Source organism: Siphonobacter sp. SORGH_AS_1065, assembly GCF_030818595.1.
In the GTDB taxonomy this organism is placed as follows: Bacteria; Bacteroidota; Bacteroidia; order Cytophagales; family Spirosomataceae; genus Siphonobacter.
The window spans coordinates 2297239-2313115 of the sequence record NZ_JAUTAM010000004.1; the positions used below are offsets into that span (position 1 = coordinate 2297239).

Here is a 15877-nt window from a genome sequence, read left to right on the forward strand (position 1 = left end):
AATAGTTTTTTTCAAAATGTTTAAAGACTTAAGCTTGCAGAGCAATGCTTGAAACGAAAAACAAAGGCAGTTTATGACTATTGTTAGCCACAGACCGATCCCCGAAGATTAAGAAGTTAATCCTTAGTCTTGGGTTGAGTCCTATCTCCATTTTGAGGTTGGAAAGTACACTCCTTTTGTAAAAAAGTCTACCTAACCTAATTATTAAGGTGAATCATATCATAAGAATAACTTAATTCATTAGATTTTTAATGATCGCGAGTGGGTCCTTGTCTACTTAGGAGAGTTAACCAATTCTTTATGATTTGCACTTTTAAAACACGACTACCTTTTTTAAATAGTTTCACATGAATAGAAAGATCCTAGTAGCTTTTGGTTTGCAATTGCTTTGTATAGGAAGGATATGGGCACAGACTCAAACAATTATGCCCCCTCTACCAACTACATCATCTTTAGTAAATTACATAGATAAGCCCGTGAGCACATATACGGGTATTCCACAAATCAATATTCCTTTATGGAATATTAAACTTAAAAATATAGAACTACCAATTACTCTTACTTATGACGCAGGAGGCGTGAAAGTTGAACAGGAAGCATCAAATGTAGGTCTGTCGTGGTCTTTAGTAGTAGGGGGAGTAATTACACGTTCAGTAAGAGATATTCCTGATGATTATAATAGGTATGAAAATATTCCTAGAATAGAAGATCGTCCTTTTGATAGTTCGCCTAGTGGTGAACACCCCAGAATAGGAAGATTTTGGTCGGGTAAATACGAAGTATTAAAAAATTTTGATTTTAACAACACAGACTGGACCTATGTAAGTAAATCAATAGCAGACATGAAGTCTAAATATAAAGGACTTATGCTTGATGGAATGAATGATCTCGAACCTGACATTTTTTATTTTTCCTTTGGAGATAAATATGGAAAGTTCGTGTTTGATGTAAACGGAACCAATCAAAGTATCATAATGCTGCCCTATCAGGAATTATCCATCAGTCATACCATAGATACAAAAGGAGAAATTGCTACATTTACAGTTATTGATAGTGATGGTACACAGTATTTATTTGACAAAGTTGAAAGACTCGAACGCATTAATGCTTCAATAACGTATCCCACTCCTCTTGCAGCAGTTTTAGATCCAGATCTTCAAACGACGGAATCAACCGTAATAACTAAATTTAATTCAAGCTGGTTTCTCTCTAAAATTACTACTATTAATCAAGAAACAGTAATTTATTCTTATACCGACGAAAGCTCCGATCAATATGATAGACCTAGCTCCACAGGTAAAATTGGAAAGTATAATACAGTCAATATAGAATACAACTTTTTATTATCTAATAATAGTAGTAGGACTAAGTCCACCACGCAAAAAAGGATTAGCAAAATAGAAACTGATAGCGAGATTGTTGAATTTATAGCTAATCATCAGCGTCAAGATAAGACACTTCCTTCTTATGCTATAACCAACATTCAAATTAAGAATAAAATAACAGGTGAGTTTTTAAGGATTTTTGACCTAAATTATTCATATTTTCAAAGCCCTACTTCGGAAGCTTTTAATGGTATGTCAAATGTGTTTGTGGCTTTAGTTGGCTCCGAGAATCCTTCTTACTATAAAAGGCTTAAGTTAAATAGCATTACAGAAAAAGCCGGAGATGGTTCTTTGTTACCGCCTTACGTTTTTTCCTATCATGAATCTGTAGCATTACCACATCGATTTACTTATCAACAGGATATTTGGGGTTACTTTAATGGGCAATCTTCCAACAAAAATCTCTTTCCAACTACATATATATATTCTGATTTGCAGGGAAGCGATAGATACCGGGTATATCCTAGATGCAATGCTACCTTGCCTACAGGTTCTTCGGTCGTTCAAGGAGGAAACCGTTTGCCTAATTCCGAATTCATGAAAATGGGATCTCTTTATAAAATCGTTTATCCTACCGGAGGATATACAGAATTTGAATATGAAGTTAATCGATTCCTATACGATAATTGTGAATATGAAGGCGGGGGTATAAGAATAAAAAATATCAAAAACTATATAGCTTCCTCTCAACTAGCAACAAGAAAATCATATAACTATCTAGATTATCAAGGAAAGTCATCCGGTCGCATAATTTCTATGCCTACATTCGTTATGAGAACTCTAGTACAATTATTTTATTACAGTTCTTCGCAAAATGCATTAGGGACCACCAATGGCAGCTATGTGGGATATGAAATGGTAAAAGAAACCTCAGAAAGTCAAAGTAACGGTAGTATAATCTATGAATATAGTGTTCCTGCTACGTATAATCAGCCATCAGATACTGTCTACGGATTGTATGAAGTTAGCAAAGTCAAATGGCTAGATCAGTTGGCCTATACGAATGATCCTAAATATATTGCTTTGAAAAATGAATTTAATCTTCAACCCAATATGCAACCTTACCCCCCTAATCCGGATTATGATTGGAATAGAGGTAAACTAATAAAACAAACCTTTTTTAACAGCTCGGGATCAAAAGTAAAAGAAATTATAAGATCATATAAAATCTATGATGCTTCTCTTACGAAGGGGGTTAAAGAAATATATGGATTTAGTATATATTCCTTTATGGGCTGCTTAGATAGCGGTTGCTCAGCAACCATTTATAGCAAATATAAACTATTAACCAATCGGGCAAATGTTTTGAAATCAGTTCAGGAAATTAATTATTAATAAAAATCCGTCGTTCGTCGTTATTTTTATACTTTGTAATCATAAGCATGTAAAGGCTTTTTACCGTAATATCAGATGACTTGAAGATTAAGAATAAATTCAATTTATAACTGTTGTCAGTGACATATTGATAGTCTCCATAGTTGCGAATAAAGCTTCAATGACCACTCACAATAACACTAAAGTATGGACACTGCTGAAACACAAAAAGTAGTAATTATTCAAGGAAAGAATATTCTATTAGGCTATATGCCAAAAACCAAAGAAGTCTCCGAAGACTATGGAGCCAATCCTTAGGCTTCGGGTTGAGGCTTGTTTGCATCGAAAAGATTGGAATAAGCGTGACTCATCCATTCGTCTACCTAACCATCCAAGGTAAATCATACCATGAAAATACCTGTATTAATAAGCCTTTTAACGATCGCGAGCGGTTCCTTATCTGCTCAGGTGAGTGGTAGGGTCTACGAAGACATTAATGCCAACGGCAAGCTCGATTCCTTCGAGTCAGGTAAAGCAGGCCTGCTCATCAAAGCCTACAGCCTGAGCCAGGAGCTCGGTCAGCCCCAGCTCCTGACTCAAACCCGTAGTGATGAGAAAGGCTACTACGAGCTTTCGATTCCATCGGGCCTTGCCGTTCGCCTCGTCTTTGGCTCTGCTGGATCGGGCCTTCAGAGCAGTGGACCGACTCCCGCCGTTCGTTTTGTCAAAAGCCCCCGAACTCAACTCAACTACGGCTGCTTTGACCCCAGTCATTTGCAAAGCGGCACACCTGAGCTCATCTCTCCGGTTTATCATCAGGGCCTAGGAAAGGATACCCTTTCGGCTTTAACCGTGTTAGTTGCCAGCAAGGACAGCGTGTATTCGCTCGCTAGTCCGAAACAGGTCGGGGCTCTCTGGGGGGTTACCTTCGATGCCGCTAACCACCTACTTTACTCGGCGGCTTTAGCCAAACGCCACGTGGCTTACGGTCCTCTGGGGCCCGGCGGCCTCTACCGCACGGACTGGAAAACCAAACAGACTACTCCCTATCTGGATCTCAAGTCTCTGGGCATTCCTACCGGAATCGATCGCCACGAACAGCTCTCGGCGGATTTGTGGGGCAAAAGTACCGATCCTCACTTCATGGATCAGGTCGGTAAAGTCAGTTTGGGCGGTATGGATCTGCTAGAGGGGAAGCTCTATGTCATGAACCTATCCAATCGCACGCTCTATGGTCTGAGCCTGCCCGCCGATACGGCGGCTCGTCCCACCAGCAAAGACCTCAAAGCCTATGTGTTACCTCAGCTACCGAATCAGACCGGAGAGATGCGGCCCTTTGCCGTCAAAGCCCATCAGGGCAAAATCTACGTTGGTCTGGTCTATGATGCTTCGATTTCTCAGCAGGTAAAAGATCTCTCGGCGAGCGTGTTAGAGCTTGACCCTGCTACGGGAGTATTCACAACGGTAGTAACGATTCCATTGGATTACATCCGGGGTAAAGTGGTGGACGGGCTGAGTCTTTCCACCTGGTTGCCCTGGAGCGATGACTTTACCAAGGCTCTGCATCCTGAGTACCCTTCCCTGGCGGTTCGACCCCAGCCTATGCTTTCGTCGCTGGCTTTTGACCGGGAGGGAGCCTTAATTCTGGGCTTTATGGACCGCTTCGGGCATCAGTCGGGTACGGGACAGCCCGATCCGCTGGCCCAGTCCAGCTACACGGGGATTGCAGCCGGAGACGTACTGCGAGTGTATCCCCGAACGCCTCAAAAACAGAATCTGCACTATACGCTGGAGGCCAACGCTCAGGCGGGAATGCTCAAAAGTCAGGGGCTGAACAACGCCCAGGGGCCTCAGGGCGGGGAGTTTTACTTTAGCGACCACTTTGAGTCGGTGGAAGCGAAGCCCCGGGTTATTCATGAAGAAACGGGCTCGGGAGGGCTGGTGTATCTACCCCTGAGTCAGGAGCTTTTGATGACCGTTCATGAGCCTACGAACGAATACAACACGGGCGGCATCAAAGCGTTCTCGGCCCTGGAAGGTAGTAGCACGAAGGGCTGGAACCTGTTTACGAATGGTCAGGCGGGCAGCTTCTCCAAGTCCAATGGGGTGGGAGGCCTGGCTCTGGTGCGTCCGCAGGCCGATCTCACCCTGGGAGATCGCCTCTGGATCGATACCAATGAAGACGGGATTCAGGACCCCGAGGAAGAGGCCCTAACAGGGCAAGCGGTTGAACTTTGGCAAGAGGATAAAAAAGTAGCCCAGACCTTGTCGGATGAGGAAGGACGTTACGCTTTTTCTGCGTTGAACGTAGCGGGTGGTATCAAGGCTCATACGGGTTATGAAATTCGCTTTCCACTTTCCAAAGACCTGACGCTCACGAAAACAAAAGCGGGAGCCGATGCAGAGCTGGATAACGATGCCCAGCTGATGGAAGGAAAAGCGTTCATCGCCCTGACCACCCAGGCTGGCGGCGAGAGTTTACATCAGCTCGATGCCGGATTTGTAGTACAGGGTAAACCCCAGGAGATCCTAGCCAAGGGCGAAGGAGCGTTGAAGGTATATCCTAATCCGGTAGCACGTTATGTGCAGGTAGAAGCTCCGGCCCAAGCTCAGACGGCCCAGTTGAAAGTAACGACGCTGAGTGGTCATACGGTAGTGGAGCGAACGTTAACGGCCCGTCAGGGGCAGTACCGCCAAACGCTGAGTCTAGGGGAGTTACCTCCGGGAATGTACGTGTTGCAACTCGTAGAAACGGGTCAGCATCATGCTCCTTTTAAATTAGTAAAAGACTAATGATAAAATTTAAAAATCGAATGAATTGAGATAATCGATTTATCGTCAAATGCTTGTATTACTCATTATTATATGAAATTTTATCAATTCTTCGCGTTTCGCGTACTCTTTGGTGTGATGCTTTTTTTCCAACATAGTATAGCCCAACAGACATCCAGTAGTCCTCAAGGGCCTTTAGCTTGGAAAGGAGTACTTCCCCCTTCACCCAATGCCGCTTCTTTAGGAAGTTACGGAAACATTCCTGTAGGTACTTATACAGGTACACCTAATGTAACGATTCCTATCTATACAATCACTCACCGAGATTTAACACTTCCTATTTCTTTGAATTACCAGGGATCGGGAATTCAGGTAGAGCAAGAAGCCAGTTGGGTAGGCTTAGGGTGGACATTAAACGCTGGAGGAGTTATCACGCGTACTATTCGGGGGGGAGATGATTTCAACGATGGCAACGGTGATGGAGGGGACAATCCCACTCATATAATGGGGTATCCGGAACTACAAAGTATGCCTGATGTGAGCAGCTTCAATCCATCTAATCCTGATGCTCCTTCGTATTTAAGTCAAGATTTAGAATCAGATTTATATTATTTTAACGTAGGAGGTCTGTCAGGAAAGTTTGTTTTGAATATAAGTCAAACTGGAAAAAGTACTTACGAAGTAACTCTTCTTTCTCCTTCTCAAACGAAAGTTATATACAATAAGCAGGCAAGGCAGTGGCAGATTACGGATGAAAATGGAGTCAAGTACTTTTTTAAGACTCGTGAATATACATATACGCGTTCAGGTGTGTCATCCAACCTACTTGGTGCAATGAATAATGTAACTGGTGATATTAGCTTTTCTTATCTTAGCAATCTGAACAACCCAGAAAAAGTTCGTTTTAATGGGGACGAATACATTTCAGCCTGGTATTTGGATCGTATTGAGTCTCCCATTGGAGCAGTGATTGAATTGCAATACGATCCGACTAATTACGCCACAAAATCTACCGTTAATATCACTCAGAAACTTGGTTTTGTGGGAAGCATTGTAACGAATCCGCCTAACTCTGGGCTTGATAAATCTTTTTTTGAGACTATTACAGGTACAGCTCCTTATGGCACACAAGTAGTGGCTCTTGAGCGAACCGTAAACGACCGTTTACTAAGTAAAATAATTTACGGTTCTACAGAGATTCGATTCCGCACTGAAAACCGGGAAGATATGGTAGCAGCGACTATTCCGGGTATCACTATTAGTACTCCAAAGCGGCTTAAAACTGTTGAGGTATATACAAACCCAGGTATGCTAATCCATTCTTTTGATTTAGAGTATGGATATTTTAATGCGGAACGGCTAAAGTTGACGAAAACGATTGAAAATCAGCAAAAGGTCTATACTTTTCAGTATGATGAATCCAAAGGTTTACCGTCTAAAATGAGCTTTGATAAAGACCATTGGGGGCTATGGAACGGCAAAAATAATACAACGTTAATTCCTACGCTTGCTTATATGAACTATGCTACTGATAAGGTAGAAGTCTATTTTGGAGCGAACCGTGAAACTGATGGTACGTATGCTGCGAGTGGCATGTTAAATAAAATTAATTATCCTACAGGTGGATATACAAGCTTTGAATACGAGCCCAATACATATTTTGTAGACTTAACGACACCCCGAGGACAAGCAGAAAACCACGTGATTGCAGAAAAGCTAATCAATCAGTCTATTCTTCTTGAGGCTAACTCCCCTGATAATATGGACTTCCCTTTTACCCTTACTCAAGCAGGCCGAGTGAGTTTTACAAGAAGTCTAGAGGCGAATGATCTGCTTCGCAATATTTTATATGGGGTTTATATGGATGAAGTTAATATAAATCAGCCCTATTTGCAGGTTTTACGTAAAAGTGATTTGCAGATTGTTGAAGGCTATAAAATCATTGATGACCTCCGATCATATTTTCAGGGAAAATGTCCTAACAATGACGGTATATCTACTTCTGACCAACCTACATGTTGGTTAGAAAACTCTATAAAAATTCAACCTACCTTCATTAATGATTTGCCCGCAGGGGAATACATTTTTCGTATTAGTAAGCAAGCATTACGCAATGCGGTCTTTCCGTTAACGATTAAAGCGGAATTAATTATGATCCGGGATCAATATCCGGCGGGAATGAAATATGCAACAGCAACTGGCGGTGGTATCCGATTAAAACGGCAATTGGATTTTGATGGAATCAAAACTACTACCCGCCAATATTTGTACCATAATCGTACTATTGAACAGAATACATATTCTAGTGGACAGATCATGAACTCTGAAAGAAGATACGGTTATGAACTTACTTCTAACACACCTCGCGTTACTATAACAAATGTGAGAGGTAATAATACTATTGTTGGTATTCAAGTTAATGGATACGTATTCCGCTCTACGCCTACGCTACCATTAAGTAATTCAGCACAAGGGTATTACGTAGGGTATGATCAGGTTGAAGTAAAAATAGGGGCTGCCGGTGAATTTGGCAAAACCATTTACCAATTTGAGAACACCCCCGATAATCTTCAATCCCTTCCTTTCATAACAGATTTTCCTTCCGATTATCTCAATTTAAATAATGGCTTTATTAAAGACGAAAAACATTTTGATTATAAAAATGGAATTTATCGCCTGGTGAGTCAAACGATTTCATCTTCTAGCAAGGTTTCAGAAAAAGTAATTTCTTTCATCAAATACGAACAGATGCCCTGCTATTCAACGGGTGATGGATGCAAGACACCTGTACTTTCAGCAAAGGCCTATCAAACGCATGTAATCTGGCATCGCTTGCAAAATCAAAACCAAACGACGTATTTTCCAAATTAATTTTGACCATAAGGTAAGGCCTATTGAACTTGGGCTTTGCCTTTGTAATACCTATCCTAAAATAAAATCCTTCGTGAAAGAATCTTTACGTCACCTTCGCAGTGTCTGGTGGTTGCTGCTTGTGCTGCTCCTGTGCCAGCAGGGCTGGGCTCAACTGACCACCACCACCGATTACCAGTATTCCTCCACTCACCTGCAAGTGACGAAGGAACGTACGCCCCAAAGTGATGGCTCGGTTCTGGAAACCCAGTACACGTATCCTCCGGATTATACCAACGGTCCTTACGCCGCCTTAGCAGCACTCGTTCAACAAAACATCATTACCCCCGTCATTCAGAAAAAGGTCATTCGTGAGATGGGCTCCTCCCGAGACGTCATCAGTACTCAGATCATTACCTATAAACTTTGGTCTGTGGGCGGCAAACAAGTGCCGCTGCCTTATAAAGTTTACTCCCTCTTAATTAATTCTCCTCTGTCAGAAGGCTTGTTTACCAACTATCCTGGCAACTCGCCGGATTTTACTACCCTTGGCACTTCTACCACGTATCAGGTAGAAATAGAATATACCGATTACGATGAAAAGGGAAATCTGCTGAGTCTGCTTTCCAAGGGCAATCAGAAGACCTCATACCTGTGGGGCTATAATGGACAGTATCCCATCGCCGAAATTCAGAATGCGAATAAGACAGAAGTGGATGCGGCTCTGAGTGCAGCGGGTACCTCCCGATCGGATCTCTCGGCTCTGACCAGTGATGCACAGCTTCAGGCTAAGTTTACCAGCATTCAGAATGCTCTTCAAAGCATTCCTGCTCTTTTGAAGGGATATACCTATCGAGTAGGGGTGGGTATGGCTTCTATGACTGATGTGATGGGTAAGGTTACCGCTTATCAGTATGATGGACTGAGTCGACTGGCTGAAATTCGGGAAAATGACCCATCTGGAAGCCTCATTCAAAGCTTTGGGTATCACTACCAGGGGCAAGGGTTAGATAACGCTACTTCGGTTAGCACTTCTCCCGGAGTCACGGTTCCTGCTACACCAAGCTTAACGGGTGGAACCTCTACAAACTGCAATTTTACCATAAGTACGTCTTCGGCGGTTTCGGCCAGTTGTGGGGGAACGGTGAGCTTGTCGGCTAGCTGTTCGGGCAATGATTGCTCGGGGATGGGCTACAGTTGGAGTGGGCCTAATGGCTTCACGGGCTCGAGTAGCTCGGTGAGTCTGACGGCCCCTGGCACAGCGGGTAGTTACACCTACACAGTAACGGCGAGTAAGAGTGGGTGTACTTCCCAGCAGAAACAGGTGACCTTGACGGTGAGTTGCGGAGGAACGGGAACGTGTAACTACACGAATAATCAGCTCTTGGGTTCGACATCAGGAAAAAATATTTACGTCAAGGTAGTAGGTAACTGCAAGTACATTGCTTTTGAGCCGGGGGGAGAAACTCGTGCTCTGGACTGGTTGTATGTATTAGTCAATAACGGAGGTTGGGCTTCGGGGGTGACGCCTTTGACTTCGGATCAGATTCCGGTCTGTTTCAAGCAGCCGGGTGAAAGCTGTTCTGGGGGTTGTAGTACGCCGGGTGCCCCAAGTGTGAGTGCGAGTGCGACGAGCATCAACTCAGGGCAGTCGTCCACGTTGACGGCGAGTAATTGTTCGGGGACGGTGAGCTGGAGCAGTGGACAAAGTGGGAGTAGCATTCAGGTGAGTCCTACGGCAACGACTACGTATACAGCGACCTGTACGGTGGGCAGTTGTAGCAGCCCGGCTTCGAGTGGGGTGACCGTTACGGTGGGCAATCGGTTACAGGTAGCGATTAGTGGCATTACGGGTCAGGCTAGTACCAAGAAGCGGGTAACGATATCGAATCCTTACTCGGGCAATCGGACGTATCTGTGGTACATCTACCGTGATTCGGATATGCAGTACATCGGTTACGGCACGGACATTTCTAGCAGTACGGGCGTGTTTGATGTGGATCTGGCTTCGTATAATCTGGTTTCGGGAACGGTGTATCGTTTGTACGTAGGAGATACGGGAGATTCGGGCAACTCTCGGCATGGCTATAACACCTTCACTATTGGGAGCAGTGCCAGTAACTGTAATTTTACAGTGAGTACGCCTTCAACGGTTTCGGCTGGTTGTGGGGGAACGGTGAGCTTATCGGCAAGCTGCTCGGGCAATGATTGCTCGGGGGTGAGCTATAGCTGGAGTGGACCTAATAACTTTACGGGCTCGGGTAGCTCAGTGAGTCTGACGGCCCCTGGCACAGCGGGCAGCTACACCTACACGGTAACGGCGAGTAAGAGTGGATGTACTTCCCAGCAGAAGCAGGTGACCTTGACGGTGAGCTGCGGAGGAACGGGAACGTGTAACTACACAAACAATCAGCTCTTGGGTCATGCCAATGGGGTCAATGCTGGTCAGGCCCTGTATGTGAAAGTGGTGGGTAACTGCAAATACATTGCCTTTGAACCGGGGGGAGAAACTCGAGCCCTGGACTGGTTATACATGCTTCGCAATAACAATGGCTGGGCTTCGGGGGTGACACCTTTGACTTCGGATCAGATTCCGGTCTGTTTCAAGCAGCCGAGTGAAAGCTGTCCTGGGGGCTGTAGTACTCCGGGTGCCCCAAGTGTGAGTGCGAGTGCGACGAGCATCAACTCAGGGCAGTCGTCCACGTTGACGGCGAGTAATTGTTCGGGGACGGTGAGCTGGAGCAGTGGACAAAGTGGGAGTAGCATTCAGGTGAGTCCTACGGCAACGACTACGTATACAGCGACCTGTACGGTGGGCAGTTGTAGCAGCCCGGCTTCGAGTGGGGTGACCGTTACGGTGAATACTCCTGCTTCCACTACTTTACAGGTTGTGTTGAGTGCCATCTCAGGTCAGCCAGGTACGAAGAAACATGTGAAAGTTACCAATCCTTACTCGGGTAATCGGGGTTACCTGTGGTACGTGTATGTAGCCTCTGATCTGCAAAATGGCTACAAGGGCGGCGATTATACCACGAGCTCAACTGGGGAGTTTGATGTGGATCTATCATCCCTAAACTTGACGGCTGGAACGGTGTATCGCTTGTATGTCCGCGATAACCAGTATGCAGACGGAAGCCGGGATGGCTTTGATACATTCACATTTAGTAGCAGCAGTTCGAGCAGTTGTGCCTTTACAGTGAGTACGCCTTCAACGGCTTCGGCTGGTTGTGGGGGAACGGTGAGCTTATCGGCAAGCTGCTCGGGCAATGATTGTTCGGGGGTGAGCTATAGCTGGAGTGGCCCCAATAACTTTACGGGCTCGGGTAGTTCAGTGAGTCTGACGGCCCCTGGCACAGCAGGCAGCTACACCTACACGGTAACGGCGAGTAAGAGTGGATGTACTTCCCAGCAGAAGCAGGTGACCTTGACGGTGAGCTGCGGAGGCCAGGTGAGCCAACCTCGTAGTCAAGTAGATGGGGGCGATTGTACGAGTATCTGGGGCTGGGCCTTCGACGGTGGTAATACGCAAAGCTCAGTAAGTCTGGATGTGTACATCAATGGCACCAAGACGGCTACCATTCCAACCAACGTGTCCCGTGCCGATGTCGCCAGTTACTATGGAACGGGTTCCTACAATATGTACGGCTTTAGCTACAGTATTCCTGCTTCGGTGAAGAATGGCACCCAGCTAAGCGTATCGCTGAAGTTTGCGGGTACGCAAACGGAACTATCGGGTAGTCCCAAAGTGATTGGGGTCTGCCAGGGCAGTGGAGGCTGTGCAACGGGTGCCCCGAGTGTGAGTGCAAGTGCGACGAGCATCACTTCGGGTCAGAAAGTAACCTTGTCGGCCAGTGGCTGTTCGGGCACGGTGACCTGGAGCAATGGGCAAACGGGGAGTAGCCTTGTGGTACGTCCCGCCGCGAGTATGCAATACACGGCGACGTGTTCGGCAAATGGGTGTACGAGTAGTGCTTCGGCTACGGTAAGTATTCAGGTGACCACGAGCATTGCCGCGGGGTGTTACCGGATCCAGGGCTTTCAGTCAGAGAAGTACCTACAGGATCGGGGTTTGAATACGCAGTTGCAACAGTATACAAGTAACGGTCAGAACAATCAGCTCTGGAAGGTGGAGTCGGTGGGATCGGGATTGATGAAGATCATCTCGACTAGCTCGGGGTATGGCTGGGATATTGACGGAGCCAGTCAAAGTGACGGAGCGATCCTGAAGCTGTACAGCTATGGAGGGGGCAGCAACCAGCAGTTTGGCATCAGCTATGTCAATGACGAGTACGGTGGGTTCCGGGTGACGCCTTCGCATGCCAGCAACAAGTGCGTAGAGATCGGAGGCTTCAGTGTGTCTGACGGAGGCAATGCCGCACAGCAGGGGTATGCGGGCAATGGCAACCAGCGATGGGTCTTCGTGCCTGCTACATGTCCTGCAAACTAATAATCCCAAACAAACTTTATACATTAAGATTATCTAAAAGTGGTTAGGGTTAAATTACCTCGATGGGTTTTCTAGTTCAACCCATCGAGGTAATGTGAATAAAAACTTGATTCATTTCACCCCGTCTAATTTTAGGACTTGGCTTTTAACTTAACTTATAAAACTAGATAAGGCTACCTAAATTCAGATAAACTTTATGATATTTTACAAATGTTTGTAAAATATCATAAAGTTTAAACGTCTCCATCCAGTTATCAAATCATCTCCCCAAGTGGATGATCTTCTGGCTTTCCTCTGTGAAATAGGATAGCATATACATGAAGTTTCGTAATGGATTTACTCACTCAATGATATCCCAGCAGACTTTCTACCTAATAAGCTAATTACATTTACCTTCATTCTATCACCCCAAACTGTTCCAAGTGTTAAGCTCGCTGAGCGAGCTTAAAGATAAAGGTAATTTATAACTGCTTTTAGCCATAGACTAATAGGCATTCATTGTTGCGATTATTAAGTGAAGCAAACTATGAGGGGCACATCCGGAACAATACCTAGTAAAATATAAAAAGTAATAATGATTAAGGAAAGAATATTTCACTTGTCTATAAGCTTAAAAATAGATAACTATAAATTCTTATAGAACATTGATTGTAATTATTAAAACGATTTTTTAAAGTAGTTTTTTCAATTTTCTTTTTTTTGGGACATGATGAGAATTAAATTATTTATAACAGGGTTAATACTCTGGTTGCACATTCCAATTTGTAATATTTGGAGTCAAAATAACATCTCAAGACCGCCTAAAACCTTACCTAGTCCTAATGTGGCTTCTATTGGCCAGTACGGAAACTACCCTGTAAGCTATTTTACTGGTGTTCCACACATTACAATTCCTCTTTATGAATTACAAGAAAAAAATCTTCAAGTTCCAATTAGTCTCAGCTATCATGCCTCTGGTTTTCGTCCAGATCAGCACCCAGGTTGGGTTGGTTTAGGCTGGAGCCTTCAGGCAGGGGGAGTCATTACGCGTCAGGTGAACGATTTAACGGATGAGTATGATAACCCCAATTTTTACCGAAGTGAAAAAGTAGGTTACTATTATAACTCTTCTATTCTAAACAGGAGTGACTGGAACCAAACATCTTATCTACAAACGATTGCTAGAGACATAAATCTCTGGCTAAAGGATACAGAGCCAGACGAGTTTAATTTTAGCCTTCCAAGTGGCGTAAGTGGTAAATTCTATCGTACGCATACAGGGAAATGGAAGGTAAGTTGTGATAGCCCCATCTCCGTGGAAGTAACTACCACCAGTTTATTAGAACCGCCTTTTGTGCCACCCTATGAATCTACATATATGAAATTTGGTAGTTATACTAAAACTTTTGCCGGTTTTATTATAACCGATGAAAACGGCATAAAGTATACATTCGGCTCTAACGGCTCGACTACAAACGCTATCGAATATAGTATCGGATTTTTTAAACAAAACATAGATGAATGGATAGCAACAAGTTGGTATCTAACAACAATTCAACATCCTAATGGAGAAAAAATAGATTTTACTTATGAAAGGGATTCTTTCATTGCACAGATGTACATTTCTGTCTATAAGGATATTACCACTAAAGTTGTTAGCCCTTCAGGAATTTTGGGTCCTCCTTATGCCGATTGTCAGTCTTCAGGTACAACGGATGTTGGCGGGTCATATTCAGGCCAGTTGACTTCACCTGTCTACCTTTCAGAGGTTAGTACAACTAATGTAAAAGTAAAGTTCGTACGAACGAATACTACAGAGCTACGTTACGCACAGTCAGTTTTTGATTGGCAATACAGTAAATATTACTCAAATCCTGATTACCCAAGTTTTCTTCCTTTTTTAGAAGACAATAGCTGGAGTACTTATCCAGCTTGTCTAAACAAACTTCAATGGAAAAAGTTAGACCAAGTGAGAATTGAAGAAAATAAAGTACTACAAAAAGCTTTCAATTTTGATTATAGTAAAAATATAAACCAGCGACTAACCCTGTTATCACTTACAGAGCAAGGAGGGAGCAGTAATCCATTAAAGCATCCTTATGTATTCTCCTACAATACATCTGTACCTCTGCCAGACTACTTGGCAAATACAAACGACCATTGGGGATTCTACAATGGGATATATGCATATACTAATGATTTAAATGCATATTATAATTATCGAGAATCAAAAGCGGGTTATCTGTTAGCAGGCACCCTCAACAAAATCAAATATCCGACGGGAGGGATAACTGATTTTTTGTTCGAGCCTAATCAATACAGTCAACAGGCCGCTGATAACCGTGAAAATGCTCCTGTGATGTATGAACAGGATAAAATTGCTGGTGGACTCCGGATTCGAAAGATTTCTAGTTATGACTCCCTTCGGCTTCAAGAAAAAGTAGAAAAAGAATACTATTATGTTAAAGATTATACTGGAGGAAGCTTTACTAGTTTTCGTTCAAGTGGTATTCTTGGAGGACAAATCAAGTATTACTTTGACGATTACCGAGTTAAGTCATTTAGTGATGATAAGGTAACCTATAGTAAAGCAATTTTTTCTTCACAATCGGTACTTCCAGGTAATTCCAATAGTCAAGGTAGCCACATAGGATATTCAGAGATCATTGAAAAACTGAGTGATGGCAGCTATACCAAATACACTTATTCTAATCTAGATAATGCTGCATATCGAGATTTGGCGGCAGATAATAGCCTTCAACCGAGTCGAATAATTTATCAACCTTACACGAACCGTGAAATGAATAGAGGTAAGCTTTTATCAGAGCAAAACTATAATTCTACCGATAAACTACTGCGTTCTAAAATCATTAATTATCAACAAATAGGCACAGATACTGAGGTCCGAGCATTGCGTGCCCTCTATTTCAATGTATGTCCAGGTGTTACAGTTGTAAGTGTAGAATAGGCAACGGCTTATAAATTCCTTGCCTATTCATTTTTGCCAATTAACGAACAGATTACTGTATATCAGTAAAGTATTAATTACTTGCTGGAGTATACGAAACTAAGTAGTTCCAAGTGTTAAGCTTGAGGATAAAAGTAGTTTTTAACTGTCGTCAGTTGTAGA

5 protein-coding genes are annotated in these 15877 nt (G+C 43.6%); all 5 read left to right on the forward strand.

Annotated elements, in window-relative coordinates; genetic code table 11:
• The first annotated feature begins 347 nt into the window (after positions 1-347).
• Positions 348-2720 (forward strand): hypothetical protein, encoded by a 2373-nt coding sequence (locus QE390_RS10250; RefSeq protein ID WP_307142067.1) that lies wholly within the window; start codon positions 348-350, stop codon positions 2718-2720.
• A gap of 387 nt (positions 2721-3107) precedes the next feature.
• A complete protein-coding gene (locus QE390_RS10255; RefSeq protein WP_307142068.1) occupies positions 3108-5492 on the forward strand; it encodes an SdrD B-like domain-containing protein in 2385 nt (794 codons plus the stop codon).
• Positions 5493-5564: 72 nt separating this feature from the next.
• Positions 5565-8342 (forward strand): hypothetical protein, encoded by a 2778-nt coding sequence (locus QE390_RS10260; RefSeq protein ID WP_307142069.1) that lies wholly within the window; start codon positions 5565-5567, stop codon positions 8340-8342.
• 73 nt (positions 8343-8415) lie between these two features.
• On the forward strand, positions 8416-12768 hold the full coding sequence (locus tag QE390_RS10265) for an RICIN domain-containing protein (RefSeq protein ID WP_307142070.1): 4353 nt from the start codon (positions 8416-8418) through the stop codon (positions 12766-12768).
• A 706-nt stretch (positions 12769-13474) separates the two neighbouring features.
• The gene (locus tag QE390_RS10270) at positions 13475-15715 is read left to right on the forward strand and encodes a hypothetical protein (protein ID WP_307142071.1); all 2241 of its coding nucleotides are present in this window, start codon (positions 13475-13477) and stop codon (positions 15713-15715) included.
• Positions 15716-15877: the final 162 nt, after the last annotated feature.

Excerpts from the sequence above, each read along its gene's own strand:
- QE390_RS10250 (WP_307142067.1), top strand. The coding sequence starts at position 348 with ATGAATAGAAAGATCCTAGTAGCTTTTGGTTTGCAATTGCTTTGTATA.
- QE390_RS10270 (WP_307142071.1), top strand. The coding sequence starts at position 13,475 with ATGATGAGAATTAAATTATTTATAACAGGGTTAATACTCTGGTTGCAC.
- QE390_RS10260 (WP_307142069.1), top strand. The coding sequence starts at position 5,565 with ATGAAATTTTATCAATTCTTCGCGTTTCGCGTACTCTTTGGTGTGATG.
- QE390_RS10255 (WP_307142068.1), top strand. The coding sequence starts at position 3,108 with ATGAAAATACCTGTATTAATAAGCCTTTTAACGATCGCGAGCGGTTCC.